This window comes from Arthrobacter sp. KN11-1C, from assembly GCF_052180225.1.
Lineage (GTDB): Bacteria > Actinomycetota > Actinomycetes > Actinomycetales > Micrococcaceae > Arthrobacter.
This window is the reverse complement of the sequence record NZ_CP197467.1, coordinates 705125-722721: the sequence shown is the minus strand read 5'-3', so window position 1 is coordinate 722721 and position 17597 is coordinate 705125. Positions and strand designations below refer to the sequence as shown.

Sequence of the window (17597 nt, the reverse complement as noted above, 5' to 3'; positions counted from 1 at the left end):
ACATCAATTGCGTGGGCCCACGCCGCCAGGGTTCCCTGGCCGAGCTTGCGAGGGGAGGGTGGCGGTGGGGACTACTTGGGGAAGCGCTTCTCGAGCCTGAACTCGAGGCCTGTGCGGACAGCCGGCCACTCGTGTTCGAGGATCGAGAAAACCACCGTGTCCCGGAGCACTCCGTCCGCAGTCCGCGAGTGGTTCCGGAGGACGCCGTCCTGTTTGGCGCCCAACCGTGCGATGGCCTCGCGGGACTGGTGGTTGAGCCAATGCGTGCGGAATTCGACGGCGGGGCAGCCAAGGGTTTCGAAAGCATGCCCCAGGAGCAACAGTTTGGAGTCCGGGTTGCTCCCGCTGCCCTGTGCCGAGGCGGCGTTCCAGGTGGAGCCGATCTCGACGCGCGGAGTGGCGGCGTCGATGTTCATGTAGGTAGTCATGCCGATGATCTTGCCGTCCGCCTTCAAACGCGTGGCGAATGGAAGCATGGATCCTTGCTCCTGCAGCCCGAGCCGGCGCTTGATCTCCGCGGCCATGCCCTCCGGCGTCGGGACCGAGGTGTACCAGAGCTTCCACAACTCGCCGTCTTTCGCGGCTTCCACCAAGCCGTCGTGGTGCTCGGGGCTGAGTGGTTCCAGGGTTACGAAGCGGCCATCCAGGGTCACGGGTGCAATGAGAGTCACCCAGCCAGCCTAACCGACCCAACTAACTCGCATTTGTTGTCGTTTTGGAGGCTGTAAACGACAACAACTGCGAGTCAGTTGGAGTGCCGGGGCAATTGCCTGTGGATAACTCAAAATGGCGTTCCAGGATTTGCAACGATAAGGCATGAGGACCCCGCAACCCTTGCCGGCGCTACTGGCGAACGCCCCGTTTACCTTTCAAGAAGCGGTCGACGCCGGTGTGAGCCGACGGCGGTTGCGGCACCGATCGCTCCCCTCGCCAAGCCGGGGCATCCGGATTCCGGACCACGCATTGGTCCCTGGGCAGGCGGCGGACGTCGGTTTCGTCCGTCCTTTCACTGCGGTGACCGGGTTCTCGGCTGCATCACACGCGACGGCGTTCGCTCTGTGGTCGTTCCCTGGATTTTTGCCCGGGACCGATGATCCGGGCATTCACATCTCGCGTCCGGACACCATGGCCATTCCTCGGCGAACCGGGGTGGTTGGGCATGTCGGGCAGTTTTTCGACGACGAAATCACGAGTCTTGATGGGCTTCTGGTCACCACGCGCACCCGGACCTGGCTCGATGTGTCCAGGAAGATGAGTGTGGATGAATTGACCGTTGTGGCCGATCATCTGGTGCGGATGCCGCGGCCGGAGTTTGAAGGCCGGACAGAGCCGCACGCAACATTGGAACAGCTGGCCGACATGCTGGACCGGCACAAAGGCACGCCAGGAATCCGCAAAGCGCGCCTGGCTCTCGAACAGGCACGGATCGGCTCGGACTCGGCGCCCGAAACCCGGCTCCGGCTGGCCCTCGAAAACGCCGGGCTGCCCGAACCGCAACTGAACGTAGCCACTGAGCTAGGTGCCGGCGTCGTGCGTCAACCGGACTTGGGCTATCCGGAACACCGTGTGGCTGTCGAATACGACGGCGAACCGCATTCCGGGCCGGCCCAGATAGTCAGGGACATCGCCCGCGAAGAGGATTTCGCCGGTGCCGGATGGCACCTGGTGAGGATCTCCAAACGGCACATGGAGAACGACGCACGGTCCGCCGTCGCGAAAGTCAGTGCCGTGCTTCTGGACCGCGGCTGGGCGCCCAAGTAACTCGCAGTTGTTGTCGTTATGGGGCCTGAAAACGACATTAAATGCGAGTCAGTTGGGAGACACGGAGGCAGCTAGTCAGTCCAGTCGAAGAAACCCTTGCCGGTCTTGCGGCCCAGCTCGCCGCGGGCAACCTTGTCGCGCAGGATCTGCGGCGGGGCGAACCGCTCCCCCAGCGTCGAATGCAAATATTCGGCGATGCCGAGGCGCACGTCCAGGCCCACGATGTCCGTGGTCTTGAGCGGTCCCGTCGGGTGCTTGTAGCCGAGCACCATGGCCGCGTCGATGTCCTCGGCGGTGGCCACGCCTTCCTCAACCATGCGCATCGCCTCGAGCGCGATCGCAACACCCAGCCGCGAGGAGGCGAAGCCGGGCGCGTCGTTGACGACGACGGCGGTCTTGCCGAGTGCCTCGGTCCAGCTTTTCGCTGTGGCGGCGAGCTCCGGCGAAGTCTCCTTGGCCAGGACCACCTCGATGAGCGTGGAGGCCGGGACAGGGTTGAAGAAGTGCAGGCCCACGAAATTGGCCGGCCTCCGGAGCTGCGAAGCGAGGCCTGTCACGGAGAGCGACGAGGTGTTGGAGGCCAAGAAGGCGTCCGCCGAGAGGTGCTCCTCCACGGCCTTGAGGGCCGCAACCTTGAGTTCGTAGTCCTCGGGCACGGCTTCGACGACGAGCCCGCAGTGGACGAAGGAGTCATAATCGGTGGAGGTGCTGAACCGGGACAGAGCTTCTTCGGCGGTTCCCGTCAGGGTGCCTCTGGCTACGGACTTGGCCACGGCGTCGGCAACGCGACCTTGCGCGGCTGCGGCGGACTCGTGATCGCGTTCGACGACGATCACGGTGGCGCCCTTGATCAGGAAGGCGTGGGCGATGCCGGCGCCCATGCGGCCACCGCCGAGGACGCCGACAACATGCGGGATAGCGGGCGTTGCTGTCATTTTCGGGTCCTGTCTGGGTTGCCGCTGGAGGGGTTGTCGCTGGAGGGGTTGTCGCTGGAGGGGTTGGCGCTCTTCTTGTCCAGGAACGCCTGCATGCGGTCGAACTTGGCCTGCGATTCGAAAAGCATGCCTTGGGCCAGTGTGTCGATCACGGGATGCGCTTCGGCCGGAGCGTGGAACACGGATTTGGTGATCCGGACAGCCAAGGGGTCCTGCCGGCCGATCCGGTCGGCAAGGTTGTGGGCCGCTTCCATCAGCACGGGGGCTTCGTGGATCTGGGTGATCAGATTGATGCGCAGGGCTTCCTCGGCGCGGAGAACGGCGCCCGCCAAGAGGATTTCCTTGGCAATCGGCTCCCCCACGAGTTCCTTGAGGCGCCACGTTGCACCGGCCGCGGCCATGATGCCCAGTCCGGTTTCCGGGTTGCCGATCCGCAGGCTGGGCGTGCCGATCCGGAAGTCCGCGGCGTAGGCGAGTTCGGCCCCGCCGCCCAGGCAATAACCGTCCAGGGCCGCGATGACCGGCATGGGCAGCTTCGCGATCCGCACGAAAATCGTGGAGTTGATGCCGCGCAAAGCGTCGTCGCGCCGGCGCTCCCTCAACTGGCCGATATCGGCACCTGACGCAAAGACGCCTTCGACGCCGGCAATGATCAGGATTTTCGGCTCGCGTTCAAGGTCATCGCACACCCGATGGAGTTCATCCACCATCTGCTGGTCGATCGCGTTGCGCACCTCGGGCCGGTTCAGCAGGACGGTGACGCGGTCCTCGCGCTCTTCAATGAGCAGGGTTCCGAATTCCTCGGGGTTCAACGCCATTACACGCCTTCCAGGAGAATGGCCGCGCCCTGCCCGACGCCGATGCACATCGTCGCGAGGCCGATCTTGCGGTCGGCGCTGCCCAGCTCGCGTTCCATGCGGCCCAGCAAGGTGATCGCGATACGCGAGCCGCTGGAACCCAGCGGGTGCCCCAGGGAGATCGCACCGCCGTCGAGGTTGACGATGTCCGGATCGAGGCCCAGACGTCGCATGCTCGCGAGCGATTGCGTCGCGAAGGCTTCATTGAGTTCGACGGCGCCAAGGTCACCGACCGTGAGCCCGGACCGGGCCAGGATCTTCCGGGAAGCCGGAACGGGGCCGATGCCCATGATTTCCGGTTCGCAGCCGGCCGAGCCACCGTCGATGATGCGGGCCCTCGGGGTGAGGCCGAACTTCTCGATGGCAGCCTCGGACGCAACGATGATGGCGGACGCGCCGTCGTTGAGCGAGGAGGAGTTGCCCGCCGTGACAACGGAGCCCCCGGCGACCACTGGGCGGAGCCCGGCGAGGACCTCCATGGTGGTCCCCTCACGTGGGCCTTCGTCGGTGTCCACGACCGTCTCTCCCTTGCGGGTCTTCACCGTGACCGGCACGATCTCTTCCTTGAAGCGGCCGCCGGCAATGGCCGCAAGCGCGCGTTCGTGCGAGCGGACGGCAAAGGCATCGGCGTCCTCGCGGGAGATGCCGTCCACACGGGCGACTTCCTCGGCAGTTTCCGGCATGGAATAGGTCATCTTGCCGCCGCGGGACAGCTCGCCCTTGCTGAAGAGGGGGTTGGCGAAGCGCCAGCCGATGGAGGTGTCGAAGATCTGGCCCGGCTTGGCGAAGGCCGTGGTGGGCTTCTCCTGCACCCACGGGGCCCGGCTCATCGACTCGACGCCGCCCGCCACCACGATGTCCGCAGCGCCGGCCTTGATCATGTGGCTGGCCATGACGATGGCGCTCATTCCGGAAGCGCAGAGGCGGTTGACCGTGATGCCGGGGATGTGAAGGGGCAGCCCCGCGAGAAGGGTGGCCATGCGGGCAACATTGCGGTTTTCCTCGCCGGCGCCGTTGGCGTTGCCCAGGATGACCTCGTCGATCGCGTCGGGGTCGACGCCGGCACGGGCCACGGCTTCGCGGACCACGAGGGCTGCCAGGTCATCCGGCCGGACCGCGGAAAGTGCGCCGCCGTAACGGCCTACAGGGGTGCGGGCACCGCCAACAAGAAAAGCCTCGACCATGAGAACATCCTTCGCGAAGGGAGCGGGGCCGGCGAATAATTTACCGACCGTTCGTTCTATAAAGATTACACGGCGCCGCCCCGCGGTCAACCGTCATTCGGTCAACGGCGCCGCGGTCAACCGTCACTCAAATCACCCGGATACCCAGGTGTCCGGCCAACAGGGGTGCCAGCAGGCTGAGCTGGTAATCATCGATGACGACGCCGGACAGTCCACCAAGTCCGTTGATCATCCGGAAGTCCGAGCCACGCAGGTCCACATCCTTGAGCTTGGCCCCGGCGACGTCCAGCGTCCCGATGGTGCAATCCTTCAGCACCATGCGCGTCGCCGTACAAGCCCCGAGGTCCAGCTCGTTGATGATGCAGCCCGTGATCACTACATCCGTGAGCTTGGATCCACGCAAGTTCAGGAAGTCCAGCTTGCCGCCGTCGATCTTTACCGAATTCCAGGCGCCCTCGTACATCTCCGCTGAACCCCAACGCGGGTTGCTGATCTCCACTTCACGCCACGAGGTCCGCGCAGCCTTGAACACCGGCGCGTACGGCTCATTTAGGATGCAGTCCCGGAAGGTCGCGCCACGCAGTTGTGCCTCGTTGAAAGACACCTGGTTGAATTCACACTCTATGAAGTCGGCCCCGCTCAGCTCCGCTCCGTCGGCCACGGCGCGGGTGAGGCGGACGCCGTCGTAACGTTCACCACGCTGGAAGTCCGGGGCAGGTTCGTCACGGAGTTCGTCGAGCCTGATCGGGGACATCCGGGGTGCTGCCACCTTCGCGAGCGCCATCAGAGCGTCTCCGCTTTCGCCGCGATCTCGACGAGATCCTTCGCAAGCGCCTTGCGGGTGACGCTCATTCCGAGCTTCCCGAACGCGGCCATCATGACCCTGCTGAAGAATGTCGGCTTGAGGACCTCGGCGCCGAAGAACAACGCGAGCTCGGTCCCGCCGTCGCGCTCTTCGAGGGTGAAACGGGTGGTGTAGTCCGCACCGCCTTGCCTGGCCTTGACCGTGGTGGCGCGCGGAGGATCGCACTCGGAAACGTGCATTTCCACGGTCTCCTCCCTGCCCATCATGGCGCGGGTTTCCTTCCAGCGCGTGCCCTCACCATAGGGTCCCTCGCTGAGCATCTGAATGGCCTTGACTCCGGAAAGGGTCCTGGGCGAGCCCGGAATATCGGAAATGACGGCCCAGACTTTCTCCCGTGAGGCGTTGACGTGCTGGCTGAGCGTGGTGCTGTGGTCCATGCATCGAGCCTAACGGCGGCCGCTGACAAAAGCCTCTGCCCAAGACATTTGCGTGGTCTGGCAGGATTGCACCATGGTGCACATCGACTTGAGCGCGGAAAGCGCGGTGGCAGGAGGCTCGAAGACCCTGCGGGGTTACCTGGCCGAGCCCGATGGCGAAGGGCCGTTTCCCGGCGTCGTACTCATCCATGAAGCCTTCGGGCTCGACGCGGAGATGCGCAGGCACGCGGACCGGCTCGCCGCGGCCGGCTACTTGACGCTCGCCGTCGATCTTTACAGCGACGGCGGCGCGAGGCGTTGCCTCGTGGCAACCATGCGCTCCTTGGGTGCGGGCACGGGCCGGGCATTCACGGATGTGTCCACGGCACGTTCCTGGCTCCGCAGCGATGCACGTTGCACAGGGAAGATGGGCGTCATTGGATTCTGCATGGGCGGCGCCTTCGCCCTGCTCATGGCCCACGACGATTTCGACGCCGCCTCCATCAACTATGGCCAATTGCCACGGGATCCGGAGAAGGCTTTGGAAGGCGCGTGCCCCGTGGTGGCCAACTACGGAGCCAAGGACCGGTCGATGCCGGGAGCGGCCGCGAAGTTGGAGGCCGCCCTGACGACGCTCGGGATCGAGCACGATGTCAAGGAATTCCCGACGGCGGGCCACGCCTTCATGAACGACGTTGCGGTCGGGCCCCGGCCTCTGCGGCCGTTGATGCGGGTGATGGGCATCAAGCCCGATCCGGCTGCAGCACCGGAAGCCTGGCAGCGGATCGAGGACCACTTCGCAAAGCACCTGAAGGACTAGCCGTCGTCGAGATCGCCGGAACGCGACCGGCTCGCCGGAAGGTTCGGGCGAGCCGGCACCGTTCCGGCGAGTTCGCGTCCGGCTTAGCTAAATAGTTCGCTCTTCGGTTCGTTGTTCTTGACCTTCTGCCAGCCAAGCCACAGCACCAGGGCGAAGAACGGGATGGTGGCCAGGGTCCAGAGGCCCAGGGGGAATACCTCACCCGTGGCCTTGTCCGTCATGGTGTCCATGCCGATCAGCACCGTGATGGCCAAGAGGGCCACCAGGCCGACCCAGCTGGTCCACGGCGAACCCGGCATGGGGAGGCTGGAGACGTTGCCCTTCTTCTTGCGCAGCGCGATCTGGCTGGCGAAGATGGAGCCCCACGTGAAGATGACGCCAATGGATGCGGTGTTCAGCGCGAGGTCGAAGGCGTGCGAACCGCCCAACCAGATGTTGAGCAGGATGCCCACGAGGTACACGGCGCCGATAGCCAGAATGGCCGCATACGGCACGTGGCGGGTGGACATCTTGGTGAGCCACTTGGGGGCATGTCCATTGTTGGCCATGGTGCGGAAGATGCGGCCGATCGAGTACAGGCCCGAGTTGCATGAGGACAGTGCGGCGGTGATGACGATCATGTTCATGACGTCGCCCATCCACGGCAAGCCCATCTGGCCGAAGACCGTGACGAACGGGGAGGTTCCCGCGTGGTACTGGTCCGAGGGCAGGAGCATCGCCAGCAGGGTAACGGAACCGACGTAGAAGACCACAATACGGATCACGACGGCGCGGATCGCCTTGGGCACTTCGCGTTCCGGGTTCTGCATTTCACCGGCGGTAATGCCGACAAGTTCGATGGCGTTGTAAGCGAAGATCACGGCGTTGAGGACCAGGATCATCACCAATCCGCCCTTGGGGAACATGCCGCCGTCGGCAGCGAAGAGGTTCCCCACGGAAGCGTGGCCGGTGCCGACCTGCGCGTTCGTGACCACCATGAACGTGCCCACGGCCAGGAAGATCAGGATCGCGGCGACCTTGAGGCAGGAAGCCCAGAATTCGAACTCGCCGAAGGCCTTGACGCTGAACAGGTTCACGGCCACCAGCAGCACCAGCGCGGCGATGGCGGACAGTTCAACGGGAACATTTGGGAAGAAGAACTGGAAGTACAGGCCGATGGCAATGAGTTCGGCGATGCCCGTCATGGCCCAGTTGATGAAGTACATCCAACCGGAGAGGAAGGCGCCCTTCTTGCCGAACATTTCTCCGGCGTAGCTCACGAACGAGCCGGAGGTCTGGCGGTACATGATCAGTTCGCCGAGCGCCCGCATCAGCAGGTAGGCGATGACGCCGGCAATGGCGTAGGAGAAAATCAGGGCCGGACCTGTGGAGGCCAGGCGTCCACCCGCACCCATGAAGAGCCCGACGCCGATCGCGCCGCCCATCGCGATCATCGTGACGTGGCGGCGGCTCAGGGTCTTCTGGTAGCCCTCGGCGCTGAGGTTTGCGGAAGTTGTAGCGGTACTGGGCGCAGCCAGGGTTCCCGGCTCACGCTGAAGGTCGGTTGTGGTGTTTTGAGGCACAGCTGTTCCTTGAGGGTTGAGTAGATGCCGGCCCTGGCTTCACGCGCATTGGCACGGAACAATTCGAGCTATCGACCTCTTGGCGAGTCGAATCAGTAGCGAAAACGCGGAAGCGTCGAAGGTAAATCCGGCAGAACCATCGTACCCGGTGATTTCCGCGGACCGTGACGCGGGCAACAAACAGGGGCGTTAAGCTGGACATATGGGCACCATTCCGCCAGCCGGCAGGCTATACCGTTTCACGGGCTTGGACGCCGCGGCTTTCGGACTCTATGTGTCATTGGCCGCTGTCCTGAGCCTCGCCACCGCGCCTGTGACGGCTTTCGTACAACAGATTTTCCCCGACCCTGCCACGGCCGTCTTCGCCATCAACCTCGGGTTCTATGCTTCCGTGGGCCTGTTCGCGGTGGCGGCTGCGTGGCGCGTCATAGCCCGGGATTTCCTGATCCTGGCCACCCGTCCGTGGTTCACGCTCGCCATGATTCCGCTGTCCATCGTGGCGATGCTGGTGATCACCGCCATCCTGGTGACGGTGACCGGTTTGGCTAAGGAGTCGCAGAACCAGCTGACCCTCCAGTCTCTGGTCCTGCAACTGCCGCCGTGGTTCGTGGTGCCGTTGCTGGTGGTGTTGGGTCCCTTCGTGGAGGAGTACCTGTTCCGGCACCTGCTCATCGGCAAGCTGTCCCGTCGCGTCAATATTTGGCTCTGTTGTGTCCTGTCCGTGCTGTGCTTCGCCGCTATCCATGTGGTGGGACGGGAGGGCTTGGTAGTTCCCGCACTGGCCCCGTACCTCGGAATGGGCGTGGTCCTGGTGGCCGTCTACGTCTGGACGGGCAAGAACGTCATGTTCTCGTACTTCGTCCACGCCGCCAAGAACCTGCTGGCCGTCGTGCTGATCTACGCGCTCCCGCCGCAACTCCTCGGCGGCTAGCCCCACCCCCTCCGGCCAATCCAAGCCCCGGCCCACCCAACGCCCGCCCGGCCCACCCAACTGACTCGCAGTAGATGTCGTTATCAAGGCCCAAAACGACACTTACTGCGAGTCAGTTGGGCAACCCGGACCGGAACTGTCCGCTAGGCACTTCCCCGGCCACGCGCCGTCGTCGTAGGTTCAGTCCATGGCACTGAACTTTCAGGTAGTGATCGACTGCAGGAATCCGCACGCCCTGGCCGATTGGTGGGCCGAGACGCTCGAGTGGATCGTGGAGCCCCAGGACGAGGCGTTCATCCGGTCCATGGTGGATCAAGGTTTCGCCACGGACGAAGAGACCACCACCCACAACGGCAAGCTCGTATGGAAGGACGGCGCGGCCATCGGCCCCGAAGAAGACCAGGACAAGGACACCCGCCGCCGCTTCCTGTTCCAGACCGTTCCGGAGGACAAGACCGTCAAGAACCGCGTCCACTGGGACGTTCGCCTCAACGGACAGGACAAGGACGAGGTCCGTGCCGCGTTGGAAGCGCGGGGCGCGAAATTCCTGTGGACGGCCAAGCAAGGGCCACACGAATGGCACACCATGGCCGATCCCGAAGGCAACGAGTTCTGCATCAGCTGAGTGGATTACTAGACTCTGAGGGTGAGCAACGACTTCCCCGCCAAGGTATCCGACGTCTTTGACCCGTCCCGCTGGCGCACGGTGTCCGGTTTCGACGATTTCCAGGACATGACGTACCACCGGCAGGTCGAGCGGGACGCAGACGGAAAAGTGGCAAAGGACCTTCCCACGGTCCGGATCGCCTTCAACCGCCCGGAGGTCCGCAACGCGTTCCGCCCCGGCACGGTTGACGAGCTCTACCGTGCCATGGACCACGCCCGGATGACTCCCGATGTCGCCACAGTGCTCCTCACCGGAAACGGCCCCTCCCCCAAGGATGGCGGCCATTCCTTCTGTTCCGGCGGGGACCAGCGGATCCGCGGCCGGGACGGCTACCGCTACGCCGACGGCGAGACCCAGGAAAGCATCGACCCCGCCCGGGCCGGCCGCCTGCACATCCTGGAAGTCCAGCGGCTCATGCGGACCATGCCCAAGGTGGTCATCGCCGTCGTGAACGGCTGGGCAGCAGGCGGCGGCCACTCACTTCACGTCGTGAGCGACCTCACCATTGCGTCACGCGAGCACGGCAAGTTCAAGCAGACCGACGCCACTGTGGGAAGTTTCGACGCCGGTTACGGCTCGGCGCTGCTCGCCCGCCAGATCGGCCAGAAAGCCGCCCGCGAGATCTTCTTCCTGGCCCGCGAATATTCCGCGGAGGACATGGTCCGCATGGGTGCCGTCAACGAAGCCGTGGACCATGAGCGCCTCGAGGAGGTCGCGCTCGAGTATGCCGCGGACATCGCACGCCAATCCCCGCAGGCCATCCGCATGCTCAAGTTCGCCTTCAACCTCGCCGACGACGGCCTGGCCGGGCAACAGGTGTTCGCCGGGGAGGCCACGCGCCTGGCCTACATGACGGACGAAGCCGTCGAGGGCAAGGAAGCCTTCCTCGAGAAGCGCGATCCGGACTGGTCCAACTTTCCGTACTACTTCTAGGACTCGCCCGTGAACATCGATCCCGTTCTCAAAGCCCTGGCCACCGCCCTCCACGAGGAGGGACCCGCCGTCGAAATCATCATCGCGGAAGACGGCACCCCGGCGGCCGTCCCCGTTGAAACGCCCGGTTTCGAGGACGCCGCAGTGGTGGTCCGCACGTCGGGTTCCACCGGCACGCCCAAGGCCACCGTGCTGACGGTCGATGAACTCGCCGCTTCTTCCATGGCCACGGCCATCGCACTCCGCGGTGAGGGCCAGTGGCTCCTGGCCCTGCCGCTGCAGTACGTTGCCGGAGTCCAGGTCCTGGTCCGCTCGCTCTTCGCCGGCACGCGTCCGTGGGTCATGGACCTCTCGAACGGCTTCACGCCGGAGGCCTTCACCGCCGCCGCGGAGGAACTGACGGACACCATCCGCTTCACTTCCCTGGTTCCGACGCAATTGCTGCGGCTCCTGGACTCGCCGTCGCCTCGGACCCTCGCCGCCTTGCGCCGCTTCAATGCCATCCTGCTGGGCGGCGCGCCCGCGGCCACCGCACTCCTGGACGCCGCCAGCGAGGCCGGACTGAAGGTGGTGACCACCTATGGCTCCGCTGAGACGTGCGGCGGTTGCGTGTACGACGGAAGGCCGCTGGAGGGCGTTCGGGTCATGCTCGACGACGACGGCCGGGTCCTTCTTGGCGGCGACACCGTGGCTTCCGGTTACCTGGACGCGCCCGAGGCAAGTGCCGAGGCATTCTTCGACGAGGACGGCACCCGCTGGTACCGCACCAACGATCTTGGCGAGCTCGCCGCCGACGGCACGCTCACAGTGCTTGGACGGGCCGACGACGTCATCATCACCGGCGGTGTCAAAGCCTCCGCCGCGTTCATCCAAGCGGAGCTTGAAAAGTTCGACGGCGTCACGGCGGCTTTCGTGGCCGGGGTACCTTCCAGGGAGTGGGGCCAGGCGGTGGCAGCGTATGTTGCCGTCGAGGACAGCTCCCCGGAAAGCGTCGCGGACTACAAGGCCCGCTGCCAGGAATCCCTGGGGACCCTTGCTCCCAAAACGGTGCTGACCACGGATGGACTCATCATGCTTCCCAATGGAAAGCCGGACCGGCTGGCGATGATCGAGCTTCTCACCGAGGTGCATCAGGGAGAATAGATAGGTCCTCCCTGACCGTCATTTGCCTTCCCCAACGCGAAACAACACGAGGTACTGAACGTGGCAACAGCTGCACAATGGATTCAAGGCGCCCGCCTGCGCACCCTGCCGGCGGCGATCGCCCCGGTGCTGATCGGCACAGCGGCCGCCTACGAGCTGCAATCTTTCCGGCTCCTGAATGCCATCCTCGCCGCCCTCGTGGCGCTGCTGCTGCAGGTCGGGGTGAACTATGCCAACGACTATTCGGACGGCATCCGTGGCACCGATGAGGACCGCGTGGGTCCGCTCCGGCTGGTCGGTTCCGGCGCTGCACGCCCGGACCACGTCAAGTGGGCCGCCTTCGGCGCGTTCGGCCTGGCCATGATTTTCGGCCTGGTCCTGGTGATCATCACGCAGAGCTGGTGGCTGATCCTGGTGGGCATCGGCTGCGTCCTCGCTGCCTGGGGATACACCGGCGGCAAGAACCCCTATGGCTACATGGGCCTGGGCGACCTGTTCGTGTTTGTCTTCTTCGGCCTGGTGGCAACGCTGGGCACCACCTACACGCAGGCGGGCCAAGTGAGCCTTCCGGCCGTCATCGGCGCCATTGGGACCGGATTGATCGCCTGCGCCCTGCTGATGGCCAACAATGTGCGGGATATCCCCACGGATACGGCGGCGGGCAAGCGGACGCTGGCCGTGCGGCTTGGCGACCGCCACGCCCGCGAGAGCTACGTCCTGATGCTTGCAGCCGCGATTCTGTTGGTAGTGGTGCTTGCGCCCACCAAGCCGTGGATGCTGATAGTGCTGCTGCTGATCCCCGCGTGCCTCATGCCGGCCTGGCTCATGGTCAACGGCCGGAAGCGAAAAAGCCTCATCCCGGTGCTCAAGCAAACCGGATTGATCAACCTTGGCTACAGCGTGCTGTTTTCCGTGGGCCTCGTCCTAAGCCACGGCTTCTGACCCTCGCTCACATATGGGCCGATTTTCGCCAACCCTCGCTCACATGATGTGAGCGAGCGTCCGCCGGAGACACCATAAAAGTGAGCGAGCGTCCTTCCCCCGACGCCCGCTCACATATAGCCCGGTTTCCCCCGACGCTCGCTCACATATAAGCCGGTTTTGGCCAACCCGCGCTCACGTATGGGCTTTGAGTTTCTAGGCTTCTTTGGGGCGTCGGTCGTTCTCGACCGTGACCACAGGGTTTTCATCCACCAGCCGGTCCTCGATTGCTGCATCTTCGATCTCCAGCGCGGAGCGGATGGGCTTGGCCCGCCCGGAGAAACGCTCGCGCATTGATGCCGTGGCGTCGTCGCGCTGCTTCTTGAAAAACAAGTAGCTGATGGCGAACGCGATAAGGCCCGCGAAGATCGCCGCCAGCAACAAACCCGTGTGCAAGAGGGCAAAGAGGACGAAGAGCGGCACGAAGAGCGCCAGGCGGATCAGGGAGTATTTGAGGAAAGCCACGGATCAAGTTTAGCCTCACAGCCTGATTGCACTCTGTGCGCACAGCTATCACCGGACCGCGCGGAGACTAGACTTGACGTTATGCTCCGCGTTGTTGCAGTTGTGGCCGTCCTGCTCGTATTCGTCTATGGGCTGGTGGATGTCATCCGCACCGACCGCCGCGCCACCCGGGGAATTTCCAAAACCGCGTGGATCGTAGTGATGATCCTGCTGCCGGTTCTCGGCGCGGTTCTCTGGTTCCTCATCGGCCGCCCCTACAACATCGGCCCCGCCCCGCAACCGGCGAGCCACCCCACGGCGCCCGACGACGACCCCGACTTTCTCCGCAACCTCGAGGCCCGCCGTCGCAACCAGGCAGAAGCCGAACGGCTGAAGAAACTCAAGGCCGAACTCGAAGCCAAGGAACGCAAGCTCAAGGGCGAGTCCAAAGCCGACGACAGCGGCGACCTCAACAGCTGACGGAAACCTACGGCACGAGTGGACTCCCTTCCTGACCTCTTTTGAAACGCGAACGACGGCGACACGCCCGCAAGTGCGGAGTGTCGCCGTCGTCGTCGGTTCAAAAAGGGTCAGGACGGCAAGGCGACCGTCCTGAGCAGTCCTACTGCGGAAGCCCCGAGTACGAGTGCAGGCCGTTGAAGAACACGTTGACCACGGTGAAGTTGAAGATCACGCACAAGTAGCCCGCAATCGACAACCAGGCTGCACGGGTTCCCGTCCAGCCGCGGGTGGCGCGTGCGTGCAGGTAGCCTGCGTAGACCACCCAGATCACGAACGTCCACACTTCCTTCGTGTCCCAACCCCAGAAGCGGCCCCAGGCTTTCTCGGCCCAGATGGCGCCAAACATGAGGGTGAAGGTCCAGCCCACGAATCCCACGGTGTTGATGCGGTAGGACAGGTTCTCCAGGCTCAACGCGTTCGGTACGAGCCGCATGAAGCCCAGCCGGTCCACACCGCCGGCAGCCAAGGTCTTCTGGCGGTGCGATTGCAACAGCTGCAGTGCTGACATGGCGAACGTCAAGGTGAACAAGGACGCGGACATCACTGCGATGGAGACGTGGATGACCAGCCAGTAGCTCTGGAGTGCTGGAACCAGGTGGCCCACCGGGGTCCAGTACGTCACGGACGCGGCCACCATCATGATCACGGCGAGGCCCAGCACGAAGGTGCCCAGGAAGCGCAGGTCGCGGCGGATGAGCGAGAGCAGGAAGACAGCCACCACCAGGAAAGCGCCGGTGGTCAGGAACTCGTACATGTTGCCCCACGGCACGCGGCCTGCGCCAAGCGCACGAGTGATTACCCCGGCACCATGGATGACCACGCCGATGATCGCGACTGCCACCGCGACTCGGGCGGGAATGCGGCGCTTGGCGGCGTACTTCATGTCACCGCCGGCGGTCTGGCTGACGGAGGTGATCGCCGACGTCGGGCGCTCAGTACGGCCCGCAGGTCCCCCGACGTCGTTTCCACCGGCACGGCCGGCGGCGACCGGAACCTTGGCCTCGGCTGCCACCGAAGAGGCCGCTTTCAGGTCCACCGCTTTCAGCATTTTGCTGCTCTTGGCGAGGTCCCACGCGAAAGCGATGAACGCCACCGTGTAGGTGCCGGCCGCGAGCAGCATGAAAAGCTCGCTGTACTGGCCCATGGTTTCGTTGATGGGGAGCATTACTGGTCCTTCGAGGTTGAGGAAGAAACGGTTTCGGTGGACTGTTCGGTGGTGAGCAGCCATTCTCGTTGCAGCAGTTCGCGGATCGCGGCGGCTTCGCCGGCCAGCCTATGGTCCTCGCCGCGGGCAAGGAGGCCGTACTCCACCATTGTGCGCCCGTCCTCGTGGGTTCCGGTGCGGACCCAGACGCGGCGGCGGTTCAGGTAGAGGGAGAGAATCAATCCGGCGACCGCCAGCAGGGCGAACACGAGCGCGGTGGCCTGGCCCGGATTGTGGTGGATGTCGACGCCAACGTATTTCTTGACGCCGTCGAACGTGATGCTGCCCTTGCCGTCCGGAAGCGTGTACGTGCCTCCGGGCGCGATCGCGATGGCCTTGTTAGCCATGCCGCGGCCGTTGAGCGGGGTCAGCTTTGCGACGTCGAGCTCGAAGACGTTCTGCGGGGCACCCTTGTTCAGGCCAAGGTCGCCGTAGTACGAGTTGAGGTTCAACTGCGGGTTGATGAGCGAAGGATCGCCGCTGTAGGCGAGACCCTGGTCCGTCACCATCGCCGTGGGCAGGAAGAACCCTGCGAAACCGAGCTGATCGGGCTTGGCATCGGGAACCTTGATGACCACCGAGGAGTAGTAGTTGTCGCCTTGCAGCTTGGCCACCACTGGACCCTGCATGGCGACGTTGCCGGCGCCGTCGCGGACGGTGACCACGGGAGCGTAGCCGTTGCCCGTGAGGTAAATGCTGGTGTCGCCGAGCATCACGGGGTCGTTGACCTTGAGGACCTGCTTCTTGGCGGGTGAATCAGGCGTGTCCTTGGTGGTCACGGCTGCCGTGAAGTCGATCGGTTGGCCGAAGTGCCCGGGCGATTCACGGTCGAACTGGACGTCGAACTTGTCCAGCTGGATGGAGTACGGCTGCAGCCAGCTGCTCTGGAAGTTGGTGCCCGGGCTGAATTGGTCATAGCCCACCAAGGTGTTGACGAAGGTATCGCCTTCAACGAGGATGCGCTGGCCGCTGTAGCCGAACAGCCCGCCGACCGCCACCGAAACCAACACTCCGATCAGCGAAGCGTGGAACACCAGGTTGCCCACTTCCTTGAGGAAGCCCCGCTCGGCGCCGAGGGAAGGCATGGCGCCGTCGGCGTCGCGCACCTCCACACGGTAGCGGCGCTTCTTCAGCACCGCTGCGGCGTCCGCGATAGCCTTCGACGCCGGGATCCCGGCGTCGGCGGGCAGCACCAGGGTGCCGTACTCCGGGAGACGGGAGAGACGCTTGGGGGTCCGCGGCGGCTGGGAGCGCATTGCCTTGTAGTGGGCGATGGCCCGGGGCGTCACGCAACCGATAAGGGAGATGAACAGAAGGATGTAGATCGCCGAGAACCAAGCCGAGGAGTACACGTCGTACAGCTGCACCGAGTCCAGGAGCTTGCCGTAGTCCGGGTGGTCGCTGATGTACTGCGTCACGATCGAAGGGTTCGCCGGACGCTGCGGGAAGAGCGATCCGGGAACCGCTGCGACGGCGAGGAGCAGCAGCAGGAACAGCGCAGTACGCATGCTGGTCAGCTGGGTCCAGGCCCAGCGCAGCATGCCTACGATCCCCAGGACCGGGAGCGCCGCTTCGGCCTTGGCCTTATTGATCGCCTTGTCAGCTCCGTTGTCAGCTTTCGCGGATTTGCTGGCGGACTTGTTGGACTTCTTTTTACCTTGCACGGGCTCGCTCATCAGATCGGCAACTTCACATCGGTTTGGAACCAGTACTGCAGCCCGGTGACCCAGGCGCCCCACACTCCCGTGGCCATCAGGATTCCCAGGAGTATCAGGATGCCCCCGCCCACCCGCTGGATGGCCAGGCGGTGCTTGCGGAAGAAGGACATCACTCCCATCCCCCGGCGCACCGCGAGGGCTATCAACAGGAAGGGAATGCCAAGGCCAAGACTATAGACAAACGCCAGGAGGGCCCCCTTCGCCGCGGACGATCCCCCGGAAAGGCTCAGCAACTGGACTGCGGAATAGGTGGGGCCAATGCAGGGCGCCCAGCCGAGTCCGAACGTGATGCCCAGCAGCGGGGCACCCCACAGCCCGGCAGGCGGCTTGGCGTGGATTTTGGCGTCACGCTGCAACCACCCGAAGCCACCCAGGAAGACGACTCCCATGATGATCACCAACACGCCCAGCAATTGCGTGACCCACGCGTTCTGCGGGCCGGTGATGAGGGTTCCCAATTGGCCGAAGGCGCCACCGAGCAGGACAAAAATCACGGAGAATCCGAGGACGAACAGGCCGATTCCGGCGAGCATGCGCCCGCGCCTTTGCTTCTGGAGGTCGACGCCGGTCAGCCCGGTCACGTAGCCAAGGTAGCCAGGCACCAAAGGCAGCACGCATGGCGACAGGAAGGAGACGAGTCCTGCCAGCAAAGCCACGGGAATGGCCAGCAGCAAGGAACCGCTCAGGATGGTCTCGGCGAAAGGACTGTTCACG

Annotated in this window: 19 protein-coding genes; 8 read left to right on the top strand and 11 right to left on the bottom strand. The window is 64.3% G+C overall.

Annotated features, from left to right (window positions below; all coding sequences use genetic code 11):
* Nucleotides 1–71: 71 nt before the first annotated feature.
* Entirely contained in the window at nucleotides 72–671 is a 600-nt protein-coding gene (locus ACSBOX_RS03410; protein WP_442544807.1) for a GNAT family N-acetyltransferase, read from the bottom strand.
* 406 nt (nucleotides 672–1077) lie between these two features.
* Between ACSBOX_RS03410 and ACSBOX_RS03405 the strand changes: the two genes are divergently transcribed.
* On the top strand, nucleotides 1078–1761 hold the full coding sequence (locus ACSBOX_RS03405; protein ID WP_442544806.1) for an endonuclease domain-containing protein: 684 nt from the start codon (nucleotides 1078–1080) through the stop codon (nucleotides 1759–1761).
* Nucleotides 1762–1832: 71 nt separating this feature from the next.
* Here the strand turns inward: ACSBOX_RS03405 and ACSBOX_RS03400 are convergent, their stop codons facing one another.
* From ACSBOX_RS03400 to ACSBOX_RS03380, 5 genes are all read right to left on the bottom strand, one after another.
* Nucleotides 1833–2696, bottom strand: coding sequence for a 3-hydroxyacyl-CoA dehydrogenase family protein (locus ACSBOX_RS03400; protein ID WP_442544805.1), 864 nt, complete (start codon nucleotides 2694–2696; stop codon nucleotides 1833–1835).
* Complete coding sequence (locus tag ACSBOX_RS03395) at nucleotides 2693–3514, bottom strand: enoyl-CoA hydratase/isomerase family protein (protein ID WP_442544804.1); 822 nt, start codon at nucleotides 3512–3514, stop codon at nucleotides 2693–2695. Before ACSBOX_RS03395 ends, ACSBOX_RS03400 begins: the two co-directional genes overlap by 4 nt.
* Entirely contained in the window at nucleotides 3514–4737 is a 1224-nt protein-coding gene (locus tag ACSBOX_RS03390; protein ID WP_442544803.1) for a thiolase family protein, read from the bottom strand. Before ACSBOX_RS03390 ends, ACSBOX_RS03395 begins: the two co-directional genes overlap by 1 nt.
* Before the next feature lie 127 nt (nucleotides 4738–4864).
* Complete coding sequence (locus tag ACSBOX_RS03385; protein WP_442544802.1) at nucleotides 4865–5521, bottom strand: pentapeptide repeat-containing protein; 657 nt, start codon at nucleotides 5519–5521, stop codon at nucleotides 4865–4867.
* Entirely contained in the window at nucleotides 5521–5979 is a 459-nt protein-coding gene (locus tag ACSBOX_RS03380; protein WP_442544801.1) for an SRPBCC family protein, read from the bottom strand. The genes ACSBOX_RS03385 and ACSBOX_RS03380 overlap by 1 nt, the downstream gene beginning before the upstream one ends.
* A 73-nt stretch (nucleotides 5980–6052) precedes the next feature.
* Here ACSBOX_RS03380 and ACSBOX_RS03375 point away from each other — a divergent pair, with 73 nt between their 5' ends.
* On the top strand, nucleotides 6053–6778 hold the full coding sequence (locus ACSBOX_RS03375; RefSeq protein WP_442544800.1) for a dienelactone hydrolase family protein: 726 nt from the start codon (nucleotides 6053–6055) through the stop codon (nucleotides 6776–6778).
* 83 nt (nucleotides 6779–6861) lie between these two features.
* Here ACSBOX_RS03375 and ACSBOX_RS03370 read toward each other — a convergent pair whose 3' ends face one another.
* A complete protein-coding gene (locus ACSBOX_RS03370) occupies nucleotides 6862–8340 on the bottom strand; it encodes an amino acid permease (protein WP_442544799.1) in 1479 nt (492 codons plus the stop codon).
* A gap of 202 nt (nucleotides 8341–8542) precedes the next feature.
* Between ACSBOX_RS03370 and ACSBOX_RS03365 the strand changes: the two genes are divergently transcribed.
* The 5 genes from ACSBOX_RS03365 to ACSBOX_RS03345 all read left to right on the top strand — a co-directional run bounded on the left by ACSBOX_RS03365 (nucleotide 8543) and on the right by ACSBOX_RS03345 (nucleotide 12956).
* A complete protein-coding gene (locus ACSBOX_RS03365) occupies nucleotides 8543–9271 on the top strand; it encodes a CPBP family intramembrane glutamic endopeptidase (protein WP_442544798.1) in 729 nt (242 codons plus the stop codon).
* Between the two features lie 187 nt (nucleotides 9272–9458).
* Nucleotides 9459–9896, top strand: a complete 438-nt coding sequence (locus ACSBOX_RS03360; RefSeq protein ID WP_442544797.1) for a VOC family protein — start codon at nucleotides 9459–9461, stop codon at nucleotides 9894–9896.
* 21 nt (nucleotides 9897–9917) lie between these two features.
* Entirely contained in the window at nucleotides 9918–10871 is a 954-nt protein-coding gene (locus ACSBOX_RS03355; RefSeq protein ID WP_442544796.1) for a 1,4-dihydroxy-2-naphthoyl-CoA synthase, read from the top strand.
* 9 nt (nucleotides 10872–10880) lie between these two features.
* Nucleotides 10881–12014: an AMP-binding protein gene (locus tag ACSBOX_RS03350; RefSeq protein ID WP_442544795.1), complete on the top strand. Its 1134-nt coding sequence runs from the start codon at nucleotides 10881–10883 to the stop codon at nucleotides 12012–12014.
* Between the two features lie 60 nt (nucleotides 12015–12074).
* The gene (locus ACSBOX_RS03345) at nucleotides 12075–12956 is read left to right on the top strand and encodes a 1,4-dihydroxy-2-naphthoate polyprenyltransferase (protein WP_442544794.1); all 882 of its coding nucleotides are present in this window, start codon (nucleotides 12075–12077) and stop codon (nucleotides 12954–12956) included.
* Nucleotides 12957–13151: 195 nt separating this feature from the next.
* Here the strand turns inward: ACSBOX_RS03345 and ACSBOX_RS03340 are convergent, their stop codons facing one another.
* On the bottom strand, nucleotides 13152–13460 hold the full coding sequence (locus tag ACSBOX_RS03340) for a DUF4229 domain-containing protein (RefSeq protein ID WP_442544793.1): 309 nt from the start codon (nucleotides 13458–13460) through the stop codon (nucleotides 13152–13154).
* An 81-nt stretch (nucleotides 13461–13541) separates the two neighbouring features.
* Here ACSBOX_RS03340 and ACSBOX_RS03335 point away from each other — a divergent pair, with 81 nt between their 5' ends.
* Nucleotides 13542–13919 (top strand): PLD nuclease N-terminal domain-containing protein, encoded by a 378-nt coding sequence (locus ACSBOX_RS03335; RefSeq protein ID WP_442544792.1) that lies wholly within the window; start codon nucleotides 13542–13544, stop codon nucleotides 13917–13919.
* Between the two features lie 142 nt (nucleotides 13920–14061).
* Here ACSBOX_RS03335 and ccsB read toward each other — a convergent pair whose 3' ends face one another.
* The 3 genes from ccsB to ACSBOX_RS03320 are packed head-to-tail and all read right to left on the bottom strand — an operon-like array spanning nucleotide 14062 to nucleotide 17596.
* Nucleotides 14062–15126 carry a c-type cytochrome biogenesis protein CcsB gene (gene ccsB, locus ACSBOX_RS03330; protein WP_442544791.1) on the bottom strand — a complete coding sequence of 355 codons (1065 nt, stop codon included), beginning with the start codon at nucleotides 15124–15126 and terminating at the stop codon, nucleotides 14062–14064.
* Nucleotides 15126–16841, bottom strand: a complete 1716-nt coding sequence (gene resB / locus ACSBOX_RS03325; protein WP_442544790.1) for a cytochrome c biogenesis protein ResB — start codon at nucleotides 16839–16841, stop codon at nucleotides 15126–15128. The genes ccsB and resB overlap by 1 nt, the downstream gene beginning before the upstream one ends.
* Entirely contained in the window at nucleotides 16841–17596 is a 756-nt protein-coding gene (locus ACSBOX_RS03320; protein ID WP_442544789.1) for a cytochrome c biogenesis CcdA family protein, read from the bottom strand. Before ACSBOX_RS03320 ends, resB begins: the two co-directional genes overlap by 1 nt.
* Nucleotide 17597: the final 1 nt, after the last annotated feature.